The following is a 17,992-nucleotide window of genomic DNA, read 5'->3' as shown; positions in this document are numbered from 1 at the left end:
GGCCCATCAGCCAATTCTTCATTCCTCATTCTTCATTCCTCATTTTGAAATTTTAAAACGGCGGGTCTTCGTGCTTGTTCATGTTCCCTTTCGGGAAAGGCACCGGCGACTCGTTGATTTTCGAGCCCAGGCGAATGGTGTTCGGCGCGAAGTTGCTGGGCTCGCTGTCGAAGGTGCTGGCGGGCAGGCCCATGGGCTGGTAGCCGCTGGTGTCGAATGCGCCGCCGCTCTCGCTGTCGAGGTCGGCAAACTTGGTGAAGCGGCCGATGAACTTGAGCTGCACGGTTTCGAGCGAGCCGTTCCGGTGCTTGGCAATGATGACTTCGCCCACGCCCTGGGTCGAGTTGCCTTCGGCGTCTTGGTCGAGGCCGTAGTACTCGGGGCGGTAGAGGAAGATTACCATGTCGGCGTCCTGCTCGATAGAGCCGGATTCGCGAAGGTCACTCAGCTGCGGGCGCTTCTCGCCGCCGCGGGTTTCCACCGAGCGCGACAGCTGCGACAGGGCCAGCACGGGCACGTTGAGTTCCTTAGCAATGCCTTTGAGGGCCCGCGAGATGCTGGCGATTTCCTGTTCGCGGTTGCCACCGCGGCCGTCGGTGTTGCCGCTCATCAGCTGCAGGTAGTCGACGATGATGAGCTGCACGTCCTTCTGCGAGCGCAGGCGGCGGCACTTGGTGCGCAGCTCGCGGATGCTCAATGCCGGCGTGTCGTCGATGTAAATCGGCGCCGCCGAGAGGTCGGTGATTTTGTGGTTGAGCTGCTGCCACTCGTGGTCGGCGAGCGTGCCCTTCTTGATTTTGTCAGAATCCAGCTCCGCTTCGGCAGAAATCAGACGATTGACCAGCTGCAGTGAGGACATTTCCAGCGAGAAAATGGCCACCGGGCGCTTGAACTCTACGGCTGCGTTGCGCATGGCCGAAACTACGAACGCTGTTTTGCCCATGCCTGGCCGGGCCGCAATAATGACAAGGTCAGATGGTTGCCAACCACTGGTAACGCGGTCCAGGGCCGTGAAGCCGGTGGGCACGCCGGTGAGGCCGTCCTTCTGGTTTTTCTTTTCTTCGAGCTCCTTGATGGCCTTGCCCATCAGGCTGCGCATGTCGTCGAAGTTCTTGCGGATGTTCGATTCCGATACCTCAAACAACGCCGATTCGGTGTCGTCGAGCAGTTTGAAGACGTCGGTGGTATCCTCGAAGGCGTCTTTCTGAATCTCGCTCGAAATGCGAATCAGCTCGCGCTTAATGGCCGTTTCGGTGATGATACGGGCGTGGTATTCCACGTTGGCCGCCGAGTTGACTTTCAGCGTGAGGTTGGCCACGTAGAAGGGGCCGCCGCAGGCTTCGAGCTCGCCCATTTCGCGCAGGCTCGTGCACCACGGTGAGCTGGTCGATGGGCTCGGATTTATCGAACAGCCGGATGATGGCGCGGTAGATGCGCTGGTGGCTGTCTTTGTAGAAGCTCTCGGGCTTGAGCAGGTCGATAACCGACGTGAGGGCGTCCTTTTCCAGCATCAGGGCGCCAAGCACGGCCATTTCCAGCTCGGGTGCCTGGGGCGGCAGCTTGCCGGCCGCACCCGCATTGAAGGGGACCATCCCGGCAGTCCCGCGGTTGGCCAGCGCTGCTTTGGCGCGGGCTGCGGATTGCTTCAGGCGGTCGTCCATCCGGTCTTGCATAGAATAGTAGGGGTATAGGGCAGCAGCAAAGAGAAATTGAGCCAGCAACAGAATCGGAGCTGCACACTAGCTATACAAAGCTAACCCCGGCGGAGGGTAAAAAGATAGGATGATAAAATCGATTCTTTTGGCTATGGAATGCCCCCGCTAGCGTGGAGGTTGTACTTTCGCAGTCCTTTCCTCCAGATGTCAGTTGTGAGCTGTTGGTTGTCAGTTGTCGGTTGTCAGTTGCTGAATAATCGATAGGAAACGGACAATTAACAACTGACAACCAGCAACTAACAACCACCCCCGCATTGGAACGAGAAACGACACACGAGCGCCCCGAAAAAATACATTTGATTGCCGTGGGCGGCAGCATCATGCACAATCTGGCGCTGGCCCTGCACCGGCGCGGCGCCCAGGTTACGGGCTCCGACGACGAAATATTTGAGCCCGCCAAAGGCCGCCTGGCTGCTGCCGGCCTGCTGCCGGCCCAGGAGGGCTGGGACGCCGCCAGCATCATGCCCGACCTCGACGCCGTGATTGTGGGCATGCACGCCCGCCCCGACAACCCCGAGCTGCTCCGGGCCCAGGAGCCTGGGCCTGAAAATCTACTCCTTCCCCGAGTACATCTACGAAGCCAGCCGCGACAAGCAGCGCATCGTCATTGGCGGCTCGCATGGGAAAACCAGCATCACGGCCTGCATTCTGCACGTGCTGCGCTACCACGGCCGCAAGTTCGACTACGCCGTGGGCGCCCACTCGCGGGGTTCGATTTGATGGTGCAGCTCACCGACGACGCGCCCATCATCATCATCGAAGGCGACGAATACCTGTCGTCGCCGGTTGACCGCCGGCCCAAGTTCCACCTCTACCAGCACCACATCGGCGTGATTTCGGGCATCGCCTGGGACCACATCAACGTGTTTCCGACCGAGGAAAACTACCGCGAGCAGTTCCGCATTTTTGCCGACATGACGCCCAAGGCCGGCGTGCTCATCTACGACAAAGACGACGAGCAAACCCAGCTCATTGCCGTGCCCACCAACCCCGACGTGACCTACATCGGCTACGGGCCGCACGAAAACGTCATCCGCGACGGCCGCACGTTGCTGATTACCAAAAAGGACGAGGAGGTGCCCATTCAGGTGTTTGGCGAGCACAACCTGCGCAATATTTCGGCGGCCAAGGAAGTGTGCAAGCAGCTGGGCATCAAAGGCAAGGACTTCTTCAAGGCCGTGGCCTCGTTCCCCGGCGCGGCGCGGCGGCTGGAGCTGGTGAAGGAAGGCGCCACCTCGGTGGTGTACAAGGACTTTGCCCACGCCCCGAGCAAGCTCAAGGCCACGGCCACCGCGCTCAAGAAGCAGTTTCCCAAGCGCAAGCTGGTGGCGTGCCTGGAGCTGCACACCTTCAGCAGCCTCAACCCGGCGTTTTTGCCGCAGTACGCGCACTGTTTCGACGCGCCCGATGTGGCCCTGGTGTACTTCAACCCCCACGTGCTGGAGCACAAGCGCCTGCCGCCGCTGGCCGCCGCTACGGTAGCCGAAGCCTTCCAGCGCCCCGACATCAAGGTGATTACCAACAGCGCCGAGCTCGCGGCCTTCCTGCGGGCACAGAGCTGGGCCAACGCCAACCTGCTGCTCATGTCATCGGGCACGTTTGATGGCCTAGACCTGACGGCGCTGGCCACCGAAATCACTGGCGAGGCTTCCGGAGCAGCAGTGTAGCTCAGGTTGAGCTAAGGTTGCGCGTGCATGGTTTTATGAAAGAAAAAGCCCGCTTATTCAGCGGGCTTTTTTGGTGTTTTAGGCTCCGGCCGGCGGGGCTTGTTCGTATCGGTGGGGATGAGCAGGGCCAGGGCCGTGAGGGCGGCGCGCAGCAGCCATTTGCCGGTGGTGCTCATCGGGCGGCGAAAAGGGTGTTGGTGGTTACCACTTTCATATCGCAGCTGCTGCCGCCGGAGTTTTCGGAGCACGTGGTGCCCACGATGCGACCGTTCTCAAAGTTGAAGAAGCAGGCGGGGCAGCCCACGCTCGTGAGGATGTAGCGCTCGGCGGCGGGGCGCAGGTAGTAGGTGTTGTCGCCGCCGCTGGTGAGGGGCAGGGCCATGGCCCGGAACATGCCGTTGCGCAGGCCCATGCCAATGAGGTAGTAGCTCACGGGCTCGCCCTCGCTCACGGGGGCTTTGCGCACCTGTACTTTATCGACCACCGTGCCATCGCCAAACTCCCGGATAAAGGCTTTGGCCAGCTCGCTGCGCGAGGTTTTGTACTCGGCGGTGCTGTCGGTGAAATGCACTATCTGCCGGCTCTCGGGCTTGGCAATGGCTTCGCCTTTGATGCGGTTGGGGCTGCCAAACTCGTTGGCCGCCGCTGGCCTGGAGGACTCGCAGGACATCACAAGCAACACCAACAGGCTCAGCAAGCCTAAACCAAGGAGGCGGGGAAGGTAATTCATGGGGCGATAGGAGTGCAGAAAAAGTGGAAAGAAGCCCCGCCAACTAGCGGGGCTTGTAGTACTTACGGGCCTCCGGCAGCTCGCGTTGAATGTCGGCGATGCGCGTGCCGCTGGAGGGGTGAGTCGAAAGGAATTCGGGCGGCGAGGCCTGGTTCTCACGGGCTTCCATGCGCTGCCAGAACGTAATGGCGCCGTCGGGATTGTAGCCGGCCATGGCCATGAATATCAGGCCCAGGTGGTCGGCTTCGCTTTCCTGGTTGCGGCCGTACTTGAGCAGGCCGATGGAGGAGCCCACGCCGAACGCCTGCAGGGCCAGGCTCCTGGGTGGCGGGCGCGTTGGTAGACAGGGCGGCAGAAAGCGCTTGTCCGCCCAACTGCTGCACGAGGCCCTGGCTCATGCGCTCGGAGCCGTGCTTGGCCACGGCGTGCGCTATTTCGTGGGCCATCACCACGGCCAGGCCGTTTTCATCCTGCGTGATGGGCAGGATGCCGGTGTACACGGCCACTTTGCCGCCGGGCATGCACCAGGCGTTTTGCTGTTTGTCGTCCTGAATCACGTTAAACTCCCACTGGTAGCCGGCCAGCTGGTCGGAGGCGTTCTGCTGCCGGAAATACGTTTCCACCGCCGTTTGAATGCGCCGGCCCACGTTGCGGACCATGCTCACCTGCTGCGAGTTGGTGGAGAGCGGGCCTTTGGCGATGATTTCGCGGTACTGGGTGGTGGCCAGGGTGTTGATTTCCGAATCGCTCACCAGGCTGAGCTGGCGGCGGCCCGTGATGGGCACCGTGGTGCAGGCTCCGAGCAAGGCCAGGCTGGCGACGAGTGTTAGTTTCTTGAACATGAGAATAGAACGGAAGGTGAAGTAAGCAAGAATTAGCTTATGGTACAAATTGAATGTTTTGTAGCACGTTTGGGGCCAACTCTGAGTTTGCAGTTGCCGCCTATACGGCATTAGGGCGGGTAAATGTTTGGGGGAGCGCGCGGAAGGCCGAAAAACGGGCCGCCGGGTTGCCGGGAGCCCGGGCCCGGGCGTAGTTTTGAGTTCCGGACTGTTCTGCTCCGGGTTCCTCTATGAAAATCATCTGCATCGGCCGCAACTACGCCGACCACATTGCCGAGCTGCACAACGAAGTGCCCGCCGCCCCCGTCATTTTCCTCAAGCCCGAAACGGCGCTGCTGCAGCGCGGCCAGCCTTTTTCATCCCCGAGTTTTCGCAGGACATTCACCACGAGTGGAGCTGGTGCTGCGCGTGAGCAAGAACGGCCGGCACATCGACGAGCAGTTTGCCCACACGTATTTCGACGCCGTGGGGCTGGGCATCGACTTCACGGCCCGCGACCTGCAGAGCGAGCTCAAGAAAAAGGGCCTGCCCTGGGAGCTGGCCAAGGCATTCGACGGCTCGGCTCCGATTTCCCAGACCTTCAAACCGGTGTCGGAAATAGCCGATTTGGGCAATATCAATTTTCACCTGACCGTAAACGGCGAAACCCGCCAGACCGGCAACTCGAGCCTGATGCTCCATCCGTTTGCCAAAATCATCAGCTTTGTTTCGAAGTACATCTCCCTGAAAATGGGGGACTTGATATTCACGGGAACCCCGGCGGGCGTGGGGCCCGTGAAGATTGGCGACCAGCTGGAAGGGTTTTTGGAGGATGAAAAAATTCTTGAGCTAAGCGTTCGATAGTTAGCTCAATTAACCCAATTAAATAGTAGAGGAACAGTCAATAAAGTAGAAGGTCCAACGGGTTGGGCTGGGTCTGCGTAAGTTTTCCGAAGGAGGGCGGTACGAGTCACCTGAAAAAAGCGTTTGCCCGGCGAGCCTATATTAATGGCCCGGGCAGCTCAACCTGAGTGCTTGGGGCAGAAGTTGAGCCACCTGTCGGGGCCGGGCTGGATTAAGTTAAAAGAAAGTTTTTGTGAGAATGGGAAAGTTTAAAGACGGGGTTATTAATAAGCTGACCAAGCTGGCGCTGGGCGTGGCGCTGGTAGGTGGAGCGGGGTGCCCCAGTATGGTGGGCGGGCAGGAAGCCGATTCGTCGGAGCGGGGCCGCACGGTAAGCGAAATGCTGAAGGATGGCCGGCCCACGGTGCCGGCGGGGTATTTCATGTTCCCCATTGCGCCGGGCAAGCCCGGTTTCCTGGCCGGCAGCATGGGCGAGCTGCGCCCCAACCACTTCCACGGCGGGCTCGACATCAAGACCGGCGGCGGGGTAAACCAGCCCGTGTACGCCGCGGCCGATGGCTACATCTCGCGCCTCAAGCAGTCGTCATTTGGCTACGGCAACGTGCTCTACATCACGCACCCCAACGGCCTGACCACCGTGTACGGCCACCTCAACGAGTTCCGGGGGCCCGTGGCAGTTGAGCTGCAGCACCGCCAGTACGAGAAGCAGAGCTACGAGCCTGGAAGCCTTCTTCGAGAAAGACCAGTTTCCGGTGAAGCGCGGCGAAGTGGTGGCCTTGTCCGGCAACACGGGCGGCTCGGCAGGCCCGCACCTGCACTGGGAAGTGCGCGACGCCCAGGACCGGCAGTACAACCCGCTGCAGTGGGGCGGCTTCCCCGAGATTCAGGACCACGTGGCGCCCTCGCTGCAGGCCTTCGCCCTGGAGCCGCTCAGCATTGAGTCGCGGGTGAAAAACGTGTTTGCCAAAGCGGTGTTCGCGCCCAAAGTGCTGCCCGGGCCGGGCGTGGCCACGGCGTGGCCCGACACCATCAGCTGCTTCGGGCCGGTGGGGCTGCTGGTGCAGGGCTTCGATAGGTTCGACAACGCATGGAATAAAAACGGCATCCAGCGGGTGACGGTGAAGGTGAACGGCCAACCGTTTTACCAGCACATTATCGACGCAGTGCCGTTCCCAACGGGCACGCGGCAGGTCAGCAATTTCGTGGATTTCCTCTACCAGCAAACCCAGGGCCGCTCGCTGCAGAAGCTGTGGGTAGATGAAGGCAACGACCTGCCCATGTACGCCACCGGCCCCAGCAAAGGCCGCCTGACCGTGGAGGCCGGCAAAGTATACAGCATCGACATCACCCTGGCCGACTCCTATAATAACCAGACGCCCGTGCACCTGGTGTTGCGCGGCGAGCAGCCGGAGTACTTCAAAACCCGTTCGGCCGCGGCCAAAAGCCCGCCCTGCGCTTCGACGTGACGCGCAATCTGCTCAAGGCCGTGGCCACGGACCCGGGCGCCGATTCGGTGGCCGGCAACCTGGTGCTGCTGCGCGGCAGCCGCCGGCTGGAGGTGCGGCCCAGCTACACCCAGAACAGCGAAAATGTGTACCTGTACGACCTGCGCGCCGGCCTGCCCGACTCGATTCAGTTCGGCAGCATCACCAAGAAGTTTGACCGGCAGGTGCTGGTGCCGGTGGGCAAGGAAACCAGCTACGCCACGCCCCACATCAACCTCACCTTCGGTCCCCAAACCGTGTTCGACAACATTTACGTGGGCACGAATTACCGCCCCGAGCCCACCGGCAGCGGCTTCTGGACGGTGGGCAGCCCGCTGCTGCCCCTCTACCGCACCGCCGTGCTCACCCTGAAGCCCGCCACGCCGCCCGCCGACTTGCAGCGCACCGCCATCTACGCCGCTACCCTGAAAGGGGGCAAGGCCTTCGTGGGCGGCAAGTGGGATGATAAAGGCCAGATTACGGCCGCCATCCGGCAGTTTGGGTCCTACCGCCTCTTTACCGATAGTACCGCACCCAAGGGCAGCCTCGTGGGGCGCCCCAGCGGGCAACTCCTGTTCCGCGTCGGCGACGACCTGTCGGGGCTGGCCAGCTACCGCTTGTTCGTGGGGGCAGGTTCCGCCTGCTCCGCTTCGAGCACAAGAACTCCACACTCTTCACCGTGGCCGGCGACACGCTCGGTCCCCGCCTGCGCGGTCCCGCCGAGCTGCGCCTGACCGACCAGGCCGGCAACGAGCGGGTAGTGAGCCTGAGCTTGTAGCCTGAAAGAACAAAACTCCCCTCCTTTTTTAAGGAGGGGACGCTCAACTGCCAAGTTGAGCTGGGGTGGTTGAGCCGTTGAACGAAGGGCGAACGATTCCATCTCAACTCGTCCTGCCGTTAGTCATTCCAGCCCAAACGTTCGTCCATCGTTCAACGGCTCAACCACCCCGTCCGCGCTGAAGCGCGAACATCCCCTCCTTGGTAAGGAGGGGAGTTGGCCGTTCAATTTCATCATCTTACCAAAGCACCTCCTCATGCCCCTCGAACCCGGCCAGCCCGCTCCCGATTTTACTGCCCAAGACCAGGATGGCAACACCATCTCGCTGCACGACCTGCGTGGCCAGAAAGTGGCGTTGTACTTCTACCCCAAGGACGACACGCCCGGCTGCACTGCCCAGGCCTGCAACCTGCGCGACCACCAGGAAGAGCTCACGGCCCGCAACATCAAGGTTATCGGCGTAAGCATCGACGGCGAGGCGGCCCACAAGAAGTTTGCGCTGAAGTACGAGCTGCCGTTCCCGCTGCTGGTCGATACCGAGAAGAAAATAGTGCAGGACTACGGCGTGTGGCAGGAGAAGAAAAACTACGGCAAGACCTATATGGGGACCGTGCGCACCACCTTTTTGATTGATGAAAACGGGCTGATTGAGAAGGTCATTAAGAAAGTAGATACCAAAGAGCACGCCGCTCAGCTGCTGTAGCCTCAGCAGCAACGCCTGGCGTTTGCCATCCTCAGGCCCTCCCGTAGCAAGCGCCCGCTACGCTTAGCGGCGCTTGCTACGGGCGGGTTTTTGCCTGGGCTGCCCACAGAGAATTATTAGGCGAAGGCTCAGGAATGAGAATTTGTGCTGCCATCTTACACAATCGGTTGTGCGATGTTTGATTGCCGCACTTCCTTTGCTGCGCTTACCTTTACCCGACCAACAATTAGCTCAACTGATATGCCCCAGACCGCCGAAATTGCTACCGCCGACCTCAAAGAAATTGCTGCCCAGGTGCGGCGCGACATCGTGCGCATGGTGCACGCCGTGAACTCGGGCCACCCCGGCGGCTCCTTGGGCTGCACCGATTTGCTGGTGGCGCTCTACTTCAAGGTGATGAAGCACAACCCCCAGCCCTTCAGCATGGACGGGGCAGGGGAGGACCTGTTTTTCCTGTCGAACGGGCACATTTCGGCCACGCTGTACTCGGTGCTGGCACGCTCGGGCTACTTCCCGGTGAGCGAGCTGGCCACGTTCCGCAAGCTCAACTCGCGGCTGCAGGGCCACCCCACCACCCACGAAGGTTTGCCCGGCATTCGCATTGCCTCGGGCTCGTTGGGCCAGGGCCTGAGCGTGGCGTGCGGCGCGGCCCAGGCCAAAAGCTGAACGGCGACGACCGCCGCGTGTTCGTGCTCATGGGCGACGGCGAGCTCGAAGAAGGCCAGAACTGGGAGGCCATCATGTACGCCGCCCACCACAAGATTGACAACCTCATCGGCATCATCGACCACAACGGCCAGCAGATTGACGGCTCCACCGCCGACATCGCCGGCCTGGGCGACCTGCGCTCCAAGTTCGAAGCCTTTGGCTGGCACGTGCTGCAGGCCGATGGCAACGACTACGCTACGCTGTTGCCAGCCCTCGAAGCCGCCCAAGCCGCCACCGGCCAGGGCAAGCCCGTCATGTTCATCATGGACACGCGCATGGGCTTCGGCGTCGACTTTATGATGGAAGGCCACAAGTGGCACGGCGTAGCACCCAACGACGCCCAACTGGCCACCGCCCTCCAGCAGCTGACCGTGGGTACCGTAGCCGACTACTAAGCGCCGATGCGGACTCGCCTCGAACCTCACCCCCGGCCCCCTCTCCAAAAGAGGGGGAGCCAGTCGTCTGCAGACGCCTGCGTTCGTCAGGCTCCCCCTCTCTTTTGGAGAGGGGGCCGGGGGTGAGGTTCCATTGGGCGATGCTCCTGCTGCTCCTGCTTTCCGGCTTCTCAGCCCAGGCCCAAAACGCTCCGGCCGAGAAGCCCAAGGTCACGCGCATCCTCTTTCTGCTCGATGCCTCGGGCTCGATGATGGCGCCCTGGGAAGGCCAGCCCCGCTGGAACGTGGCCAAGCGCATGCTGGCCAAAATGGTGGACTCTCTGAACGCCTATCCCAACCTGGGCCTGGGCTTGCGCGTGTACGGCCACCAGCACGACAACAGCGAGAAGAACTGCGAAGACTCGCGGCTGGAAGTGCCCTTCGCGCCCAAAAACGCCCGGGCCATCAAGGAGAAGCTCACCACGCTCAAGGCCCGGGGCAATACGCCCATCACGTATTCGCTGCTGCAGTCGGCCAAGGACTTTCCTACTGATAAATCGTCGCGCAACGTGCTGTTGCTCATTACCGACGGCCTGGAGTCGTGCAACGCCGACCCCTGCGCCGCTTCCCTGGCCTTGCAGCGCAAGCACGTCTTTCTCAAGCCCTTCGTCATCGGCATCGGGGCCGAGAAGGACTTTGGCAGGCAGCTGGAGTGCCTGGGGCAGTACTACAACGCGGCCGAAATCAAGACCTTCCGCACGGTGATGAACGACGTCATTGCCCAGACCCTGAGCAAAACCACCGTCGCCGTGAACCTGACCGACGCCGAGGGCCGCCCCGTGGAAAGCAACGTGAACATGACCTTCGTGAACAACGTGACCGAGCAGCCCGAGTACAACTACGTGCACTACCGCGACGCCCAGGGCAAGCCCGACGTGCTCGACATCGACGCGCTGCAGAGCTACGACCTGGTGATAAACACCGTGCCGCCCGTGCGCCAGGCCAACCTCGCCATCAAGCCCGGCAAGGCCAACGTACTCACTTTCAAAACGCCCCAGGGCACCCTCTGGCTCCAAAACCCGCAGCTCACGCCCAACCCCTACGGCACGGTGCAAGCCGTGGTGCGCGACCCGCAGAAAAACACCGTGGCCAGCTTCCCCTTCGGCACCAGGCAGAAGCTGCTGGCCGGCAACTACGAAGTTGAGCTGCTCACGCTGCCGCGCATTACCAAGCGCGTATCGGTCAAGCAGGGCCAGGAACTGGCCGTTACGTATCCCGCGCCCGGCACCCTCAACATCACCACCGACCTGAAAGGCTACGGCAGCATCTACCGGCTCAACAACGACGAATCACAAACCTGGATTTATACCCTGCCCGATGGCGGCAGCAGCAAAATGAACCTGGCCATGCAGCCGGGTGCCTACCGCTTGGTTTTCCGCACCAAGACCAGCACCGGCAGTAAGTTTACCGACGTGCGGAATTTCTCTATCCGCAGTGGGCAAACGACTTCGGTGGCCATTTTTGGGAAATGAGGACGCGTAAAAAAGCACGCCAGAACAACCAACTCCCCTCCTTTTTTAAGGAGGGGATGTTCGCGCTTCAGCGCGAACGGGGTGGTTGAGTTCGTTGAACGACCCGGCCAGCACACAGCCACCAGCGCTATGAAATAACGTGAGCAGCTACCACAACCTTCCTGAGAAGAAAGAAGACCGGCGCACCATCCGCAATAACTTCACGCCCGCCGAAGCCACTTTATGGAGAGCGTTGAAAGGCGGCCACTGGCGAGTCGTAAATTCCGGCGCCAGCACAGCATCGGTGCGTATGTGCTTGATTTTTATTGTGCCGAAGAGCGGCTGGCAGTAGAGTTAGATGGTGCTGGCCATTTCACTGTTTCCGGCAATTTGCACGATGCAGCCCGAACTGCTTATTTGAATGGGCTGGGCATTCGGGTACTGCGTTTTGAAAATAAATTAATTTGGTCGGGCCTGGACGGTGTATTGCAGTTGATAAAAGATAATTTTCAAACCTGCTGATTTGTCCTTGCCAGTCGTTCAACGAACGTAACCACCCCGTTCGCGCTGACGCGCGAACATCCCCTCCTTAAAAAGGAGGGGAGCTTGATGTTCTAACACTCCCTTACATACCCATGAAAGACTTCCCCTACACCGAATCCAAAGACACCCGCAGCGGCTTCGGCGCCGGCCTGCACGAGCTGGGCAAAACCAACCCCAACGTAGTAGCCCTCTGCGCCGACCTCACCGGCTCGCTCAAGATGGACGCCTTCAAGAAGGACTTCCCCGAGCGGTTTTTCCAGGTAGGCATCGCCGAGGCCAACATGATGGGCGTGGCCGCGGGGATGACCATTGGCGGCAAAATCCCCTTCACGGGCACGTTTGCGAACTTCAGCACCGGCCGCGTTTACGACCAGATTCGCCAGAGCATTGCGTATTCCGATAAGAACGTGAAAATCTGCGCCTCCCACGCGGGCCTCACCTTGGGCGAAGACGGCGCCACCCACCAGATTCTGGAAGACCTGGGCATGATGAAAATGCTGCCCGGCATGACCGTTATCAACCCCTGCGACTACAACCAGACCAAAGCCGCCACCATTGCCATTGCCGAGCACGAAGGCCCGGTGTACCTGCGCTTCGGCCGCCCCGTGGTGCCCAACTTCACGCCCGCCGATCAGAAGTTTGAAATCGGCAAAGCCTGGATGCTGAACGAAGGCACCGACGTGAGCATCTTCGCCACCGGCCACTTGGTCTGGAAGGCCGTACTGGCCGGCAAGCTCCTGGCCGAGAAAGGCATCAACGCCGAAATCATCAACATCCACACCATCAAGCCACTCGACGCGCAGGCCATTCTGACCTCGGCCCGCAAAACGCGCTGCGTGGTAACGGCCGAAGAGCACCAGATGAACGGCGGCCTCGGCGACAGCATCGCCCAGCCTGCTGGCCCGCGAAGAGCCCCTGCCCCTGGAAATGGTGGCCGTGAACGACAGCTTCGGCGAAAGCGCCACGCCCGACCAGCTCATGGAGAAATACAAGCTCAACGAAGCCGCCATCGTGGCCGCCGTGGAAGCTGTGATGAAGCGCCGCAAATAGCTTCCCGGAATCGCAAAAAATCCCCGCAACCGTAGCCGGTGTGGGGATTTTTTTATGGCCTGATGTGGAGCTTGCTACTATTGCGTGGCGCAAGAGTCTCTTGGCAAAAGGTGTCGAAGGCGATAGGATATCAAATCATTTCTCGCCCTGAATAATCAACGCCGTAGAGTCGATGGCGATTTCGCCGTGCGGGTACCGTTTGTTGACCAACTCGTACACTTCGCCCTTGATTTTTTCTTTCAACTGGTCATCGGCTTTGCTCAGGGCCGCTACCACGGGGGCAGCTACTTCGTTCATGAAAATCCAGTAGCCGTTGGTATTGGAGATGTTGAGCTTGGCACTGATTTCGGTTTCGGTGATGTTCTTCAAGCCCGCTTGCTTGAAAATAGCGGCCATAAAGCCGGGCTGGGCACAGCGGAACATGCCCGGCGCGCCTGCCGGTGGGGGAGGCAATTGCAGGTGCTTGCCGACGGTGCTCATGATGGCCGTAATCCAGAAGTTCTTTTCGGGGCTGGCCCACACGGCCGTGGCAATCTTGCCGCCGGGCTTCAGCACGCGCGTTATTTCCCGGGCGGCGAGCTGCATGTCCGGGAAAAACATGAAGCCGAAACGGCAGCTCACTTTGTCGAACGTATTGTCGGCAAAAGGCAGCTCGCAAACGTCGCAGGCCACGGTTTCCACGTTTCGAATACCTCGTTCGGCGGCGCTCTCGCGGGCTACTTCCAGCATGTTTTCCGAAAGGTCGGTGATAACCACTTTGCCGCTTTTCACCAGCGTGGCAATGGTCAGCCCGGGCTCTCCGGTGCCGGAGGCCACATCCAGCACCACATCGCCGTCTTTTGGCTCAAGCAACCGGATGATTTCATCGCCCATGGGTTTGAGCCAGTCCATGGTCAGGTCGTTCCACTTGCGCCACCCGTGCGAAAACCTGTTCCAGGTTTCCCGTTGCTGTTCCCGAATCGCTTGCAGTTGCGGCTCCATGTCGTGAGATATGAAATAGTAATTGGTGGCCCAAATCAAAAGCGGAGGCCATGGTTCGATATAAATTAAATATATGAAAGCATTGCCTAAAATCCTATTTTCGGCGACCTGGTTTATCTGCTGATGAGGCTGATTGCATGTGGCTTAGTTCTCGAGCTCAACCTTAGCCGGCAGGAGCCGCTGTGTCATTGGCTAGAGCCCGGAATACAGGCAATTTCCAGCCCGCCGGAATTCCTCGTTAAACTTGCCGACCGGCCGGACATCCAACCGCTCGCTTACCGATTTTACCCCGGCCTCCCCGTTTGGAAGACCACGACATCCTGCTCAAGTTCCAGGACCCGGCCAGCCGTAACCTGGCGTTCAACCAGGCTCGTGCGCAAGTACCAGAGCAAGGTGTACTGGCACGTGCGCAAGATGGTAATCGACCACGACGATGCCGACGACCTCACCCAGGACGTCTTTGTGAAGGTGTGGAAGCACCTCGAAAACTTCCGGCAGGACGCGGCCCTCTTCACCTGGATTTACCGCATCGCCACCAACGAGTGCCTGAACTTCCTGAGCAGCAAGCGGCGCAAGCTCCTGCTGCCGCTCACCGACGTGGGCGCCGAGCCGGCCGCCAAAATCGAAGCCGACCCGGCCCTGGCCGGCGACGAAATTGAGCTAAAACTGCAGCAGGCCATTCTGCGGCTGCCCGACAAGCAGCGCCTCGTGTTCAACCTGCGCTACTACGACGAGATGCCCTACGAGCAAATGGCCGAAGTAACGGGCACTAGCGTAGGCGCCCTGAAAGCCAGCTACCACCACGCCGTGAAAAAAGTAGAAGAATACGTAACCCGCCACACCACCGACTAAGCCCCTTCCACACAATTTATTCCCCGCGGATTTAAACGCCGAACTCGAATTTTCATCCAACTGCCATGAAACCTCCTTTCAAGCTAGATGAGCACCCTCGGCGGCCCCGCCCGCTGCTGAGCAACCCGCCCGCTGGCTACTTCGACCAACTCCCCATGCGGGTGATGGCCCGGCTGCCGCAGGCCGATGCCCGCGAAGCCAGCTCCGGCTGGCGCTGGCTGGCGCGGCATTCGCCGGCCCTGCGCACCGCCCTGGCGTCGGTGGCGCTGCTGGGGGCTTTGCGGCTTCTTTCTATTTGAGCGGTCCGTCGCAGTCGCCTCCGACTATGGCAGCTGCTTCCCTCGATGCTGTGCCGCGTACCGAGCTGGTGGGCTACCTGCTCACGAGCGGCGCCCGCGTCGAGCAAACCGACCTGGCCGTATTCACCGCTGCCGACCCCGGCCTCGCCAATGGCTTCCTGCACGCTTCGGACGAAGAGCTGACTGAAGCGCTGGACGCGCAGCCCTCCGACGAGCTTTCCTATTTATAAGACCCGTTCTCCCATCATGTCGATTCTATCCCATACGTTCCGTTTGCTGAGCCTGGCGGCCTTGCTGCTGGCGCTGGCGCCCACGGCCCACGCCCAGGGCGGTGGCCGCAAAGGCCCCCGCCTGGCCCGGCTCGAAAACGCGAAAATCGCCTTTATCACCAACCACGTGGCCCTTACCCAGGACCAGGCCCAGAAATTCTGGCCGCTCTACAACGAGTTTTCGGACCGCCGCCGCATCCTCAACCGCGACGGCCGGCTGCTACGCCGCGACATAACGGAGAACATGAGCGACCAGCAAATCCGCGAGAACTTCAACCAGTCGTTCACCCTGCGCCAGCAGGAGCTGAACCTGGAAAAGGAGTACTTCGAGAAGTTTCAAAAGGTGCTTTCCCTCAAGCAAGTAGCTCAACTATTCGTGGCGGAGCGCGACTTCACCCGCGAAGTCATCAAGCGGGTGGCCGGTGCGCCGGGCCAGGCCCGGACGGTCGAAGACTAAGACCACAGCGCCGTATTCAGCTCAATTCTCAGAGGCCGCTGCCCCCGCAGCGGCCTCGTTATTTTTGTGGCGAAATCGAAACAAGCAGTTGGTGGTTTCAAAGAGCCAACAAGCACCTTCTGTTATAAAGCTGCCAGTCGTGAAGCCGTCTTTCATAAAGCCATCTGTCATCCTGAGCGCAGCGAAGGACCTTATCACCGTTGAACGATTTGCAGTAACTATTGCAAGCGTGATAAGGTCCTTCGCAAGCTCAGGATGACAGACGTTTTGATGATGACAACGGCATTAGATGTCAGATGTGTGATAGTGAAAGCTGCATTAGATAACAGCAACAGCAAGTTACGGTAGCCGCAGTAGCTACGGCCGTCCACAAAATCCGTGAAATCCGCTTAAATCCGAAAAATCCGTGGTCCTGACATCCCGCCAATTATTCCTGCGCCACCAGGCCCAAACCTCTGATTTTCCGCTGCTGCTGGAAATTGAGCGGGCCGAGGGCGTGTACATGTACGGCCCCGACGGCCGCCGCTACCTCGACTTGATTTCCGGTATCGGCGTGAGCAACGTGGGCCACCGCCACCCGCACGTGCTGGCCGGCATCCAGGCCCAGGCTCGATAAGTACCTGCACCTGATGGTGTACGGCGAGCTGGTGCAGGCCGTGCCCGCCCAGCTGGCCGAGGCCATGCACCGCACCCTGCCCGCGCACCTGGACTCGGTGTTCTTCACCAACTCCGGCGCCGAAGCCATCGAAGGCGCCCTGAAACTGGCCAAGCGTCACACCGGCCGTACTGAGCTGATTTCCTGCCTCAACGCCTATCACGGCTCCACGCATGGCGCACTATCCATCACGGGGTCCGAGGATTTCAAGAACAGCTTCCGGCCGCTGCTGCCCGACGTGCGCCACATCCGGCACAACGAGCTGGCTGATTTGCAGTTTATCACCGAGCGAACGGCCGCCGTGGTTATCGAGACGGTGCAGGGCGAAGCCGGCGTGCGCGTGCCGGCTCCCGGCTACCTGCCGGCCCTGCGCGTCCGCTGCACCGAAGTAGGCGCCCTACTCATTCTCGACGAAATCCAGTGCGGCTACGGGCGCACGGGCAGCATGTGGGCCTTCGAGCAGTTCGGCATCGAGCCCGATATTCTGGTGTGTGCCAAGGGCATGGGCGGCGGCATGCCCATCGGGGCCTTTATTTCCAGCACCGAAATCATGAGCGGCTTCAAGACCAACCCGATTCTGGGCCACTGCACCACCTTCGGCGGTCACCCGGTGAGCTGCGCCGCAGCGCTGGCTACGCTGCAAGTGGTGCAGCAGGAAAACCTGGTAGCCGGCGTGGCCGCGAAAGCGGCGCGGTTTCGGGCGCAGGCGCGGCATGCGGCCATTCGGAACGTGCGCGGCTGCGGGCTGCTCATGGCCGTGGAATTCGAGTCGTTTGCCTTGCTCAAGCCCATCATCGACCACGCGCTGGAGCATGAAGGCGTCCTGACCGACTGGTTCCTCTTCTGCGACAACTCCCTTCGGCTGGCCCCGCCGCTCATCATCACCGATGAGGAAATTGACGAAGCGTGCGCCGCGCTGCTCCGCGCCATCGAGCACGTGGCGGGCTCGTAGTCAGCTCAATTAATCAGAAAAACCCGGGCCCGCTGGGGCCGCCCAAGCAGGCGGCCCCAGCGGGCCCGGGTTTTGTATTCAAACGCTGCTACATGGCCATGTCGGGCCGGGGAAGTTCGTTGTAATTCAGAAACGAGTTGCTTTCCTCCTTGATGCGTTCGCGGGGAGGCCGTCTTTCACGCCCTGGGAGATTTTGCGCACCAGCACGCCCACAATGGCTTTGCGGAAGCCCAGCTTCTCGGCCATCATGATGCAGAAGTCCATCTCGGTGTCGTCCACGACGCCGTCGGCCAGCATCATGTCCACCAGGTCAAAGATTTGGTCGAACCGTTCGGAGTCGTTCGAGGGCAGGTCGCCGGTGCTGCCTTTGGCGCCGGATATCAGGGCCTGCACTTCGGTCGAGTTCAGGCCGTTCTTCTTGCCGACGGCCAAAATGAAGTTCATTTCCCGGGCGTCGATGTGGCCGTCGGCTTTTGCCAGGGCCGCGAGGTTCAGCAAGTGACCCTTGATTTTTTTGGCCTGCTCATTTTCGAAAAAACCGAACATAATAACGTGGGAATTAGGTGGTGGGAGATGGAT

At 60.5% G+C, this 17,992-nt stretch carries 15 protein-coding genes and 7 pseudogenes; 15 read left to right on the top strand and 7 right to left on the bottom strand.

Annotated elements, in window-relative coordinates; all coding sequences use genetic code 11:
- Positions 1–52 precede the first annotated feature (52 nt).
- Positions 53–1,592, bottom strand: a pseudogene (gene dnaB, locus ACFQT0_RS22610) (replicative DNA helicase).
- Between the two features lie 377 nt (positions 1,593–1,969).
- Between dnaB and ACFQT0_RS22605 the strand changes: the two are divergent.
- Complete coding sequence (locus ACFQT0_RS22605) at positions 1,970–3,382, top strand: Mur ligase family protein (protein WP_380205315.1); 1,413 nt, start codon at positions 1,970–1,972, stop codon at positions 3,380–3,382.
- 53 nt (positions 3,383–3,435) lie between these two features.
- Here the strand turns inward: ACFQT0_RS22605 and ACFQT0_RS22600 are convergent, their stop codons facing one another.
- The 4 genes from ACFQT0_RS22600 to ACFQT0_RS22585 all read right to left on the bottom strand — a co-directional run bounded on the left by ACFQT0_RS22600 (position 3,436) and on the right by ACFQT0_RS22585 (position 4,954).
- Complete coding sequence (locus tag ACFQT0_RS22600; protein WP_380205314.1) at positions 3,436–3,558, bottom strand: hypothetical protein; 123 nt, start codon at positions 3,556–3,558, stop codon at positions 3,436–3,438.
- Positions 3,555–4,052 carry a hypothetical protein gene (locus ACFQT0_RS22595; protein ID WP_380205313.1) on the bottom strand — a complete coding sequence of 166 codons (498 nt, stop codon included), beginning with the start codon at positions 4,050–4,052 and terminating at the stop codon, positions 3,555–3,557. Before ACFQT0_RS22595 ends, ACFQT0_RS22600 begins: the two co-directional genes overlap by 4 nt.
- A gap of 103 nt (positions 4,053–4,155) precedes the next feature.
- Positions 4,156–4,338, bottom strand: a complete 183-nt coding sequence (locus ACFQT0_RS22590; protein ID WP_380206110.1) for a M48 family metalloprotease — start codon at positions 4,336–4,338, stop codon at positions 4,156–4,158.
- Complete coding sequence (locus tag ACFQT0_RS22585) at positions 4,268–4,954, bottom strand: M48 family metallopeptidase (RefSeq protein WP_380205312.1); 687 nt, start codon at positions 4,952–4,954, stop codon at positions 4,268–4,270. Before ACFQT0_RS22585 ends, ACFQT0_RS22590 begins: the two co-directional genes overlap by 71 nt.
- Positions 4,955–5,184: 230 nt before the next feature.
- On the opposite strand from ACFQT0_RS22585, the pseudogene ACFQT0_RS22580 reads away from it, so the two are divergent.
- The 9 genes and pseudogenes from ACFQT0_RS22580 (at position 5,185) to ACFQT0_RS22540 (ending at position 12,948) form a co-directional block, all read left to right on the top strand.
- Positions 5,185–5,797: pseudogene (locus tag ACFQT0_RS22580) on the top strand (fumarylacetoacetate hydrolase family protein).
- Positions 5,798–6,035: 238 nt separating this feature from the next.
- A pseudogene (locus ACFQT0_RS22575) lies at positions 6,036–6,401 on the top strand (hypothetical protein); the annotation flags it as partial.
- A 148-nt stretch (positions 6,402–6,549) separates the two neighbouring features.
- A complete protein-coding gene (locus tag ACFQT0_RS22570) occupies positions 6,550–7,263 on the top strand; it encodes a M23 family metallopeptidase (RefSeq protein WP_380205311.1) in 714 nt (237 codons plus the stop codon).
- A complete protein-coding gene (locus ACFQT0_RS22565) occupies positions 7,260–8,015 on the top strand; it encodes a hypothetical protein (protein WP_380205310.1) in 756 nt (251 codons plus the stop codon). Before ACFQT0_RS22570 ends, ACFQT0_RS22565 begins: the two co-directional genes overlap by 4 nt.
- A gap of 300 nt (positions 8,016–8,315) precedes the next feature.
- A complete protein-coding gene (bcp, locus tag ACFQT0_RS22560; protein WP_380205309.1) occupies positions 8,316–8,762 on the top strand; it encodes a thioredoxin-dependent thiol peroxidase in 447 nt (148 codons plus the stop codon).
- 240 nt (positions 8,763–9,002) lie between these two features.
- Positions 9,003–9,865 (top strand): annotated as a pseudogene (locus ACFQT0_RS22555) (transketolase).
- 140 nt (positions 9,866–10,005) lie between these two features.
- Positions 10,006–11,376: a vWA domain-containing protein gene (locus tag ACFQT0_RS22550; RefSeq protein WP_380205308.1), complete on the top strand. Its 1,371-nt coding sequence runs from the start codon at positions 10,006–10,008 to the stop codon at positions 11,374–11,376.
- A 222-nt stretch (positions 11,377–11,598) separates the two neighbouring features.
- Entirely contained in the window at positions 11,599–11,877 is a 279-nt protein-coding gene (locus tag ACFQT0_RS22545) for an endonuclease domain-containing protein (protein WP_380205307.1), read from the top strand.
- 113 nt (positions 11,878–11,990) lie between these two features.
- Positions 11,991–12,948 (top strand): annotated as a pseudogene (locus ACFQT0_RS22540) (transketolase family protein).
- Between the two features lie 135 nt (positions 12,949–13,083).
- Here ACFQT0_RS22540 and ACFQT0_RS22535 read toward each other — a convergent pair.
- Positions 13,084–13,929 carry a class I SAM-dependent methyltransferase gene (locus tag ACFQT0_RS22535; RefSeq protein ID WP_380205306.1) on the bottom strand — a complete coding sequence of 282 codons (846 nt, stop codon included), beginning with the start codon at positions 13,927–13,929 and terminating at the stop codon, positions 13,084–13,086.
- Between the two features lie 302 nt (positions 13,930–14,231).
- On the opposite strand from ACFQT0_RS22535, the pseudogene ACFQT0_RS22530 reads away from it, so the two are divergent.
- From ACFQT0_RS22530 to ACFQT0_RS22510, 5 genes and pseudogenes are all read left to right on the top strand, one after another.
- Positions 14,232–14,781 (top strand): annotated as a pseudogene (locus ACFQT0_RS22530) (RNA polymerase sigma factor).
- A gap of 65 nt (positions 14,782–14,846) precedes the next feature.
- Positions 14,847–15,080, top strand: a complete 234-nt coding sequence (locus tag ACFQT0_RS22525) for a hypothetical protein (protein ID WP_380205305.1) — start codon at positions 14,847–14,849, stop codon at positions 15,078–15,080.
- 50 nt (positions 15,081–15,130) lie between these two features.
- The gene (locus tag ACFQT0_RS22520) at positions 15,131–15,310 is read left to right on the top strand and encodes a hypothetical protein (RefSeq protein WP_380205304.1); all 180 of its coding nucleotides are present in this window, start codon (positions 15,131–15,133) and stop codon (positions 15,308–15,310) included.
- Between the two features lie 16 nt (positions 15,311–15,326).
- Complete coding sequence (locus ACFQT0_RS22515) at positions 15,327–15,806, top strand: hypothetical protein (protein ID WP_380205303.1); 480 nt, start codon at positions 15,327–15,329, stop codon at positions 15,804–15,806.
- A gap of 412 nt (positions 15,807–16,218) precedes the next feature.
- Positions 16,219–17,413: pseudogene (locus tag ACFQT0_RS22510) on the top strand (aspartate aminotransferase family protein).
- 126 nt (positions 17,414–17,539) lie between these two features.
- Here ACFQT0_RS22510 and ACFQT0_RS22505 read toward each other — a convergent pair.
- Complete coding sequence (locus ACFQT0_RS22505; RefSeq protein ID WP_380205302.1) at positions 17,540–17,959, bottom strand: tellurite resistance TerB family protein; 420 nt, start codon at positions 17,957–17,959, stop codon at positions 17,540–17,542.
- Positions 17,960–17,992 lie beyond the last annotated feature (33 nt).

The organism is Hymenobacter humi (assembly GCF_042665855.1).
GTDB lineage: Bacteria > Bacteroidota > Bacteroidia > Cytophagales > Hymenobacteraceae > Hymenobacter > Hymenobacter humi.
This window is presented reverse-complemented; position numbering and strand designations above follow the sequence as displayed.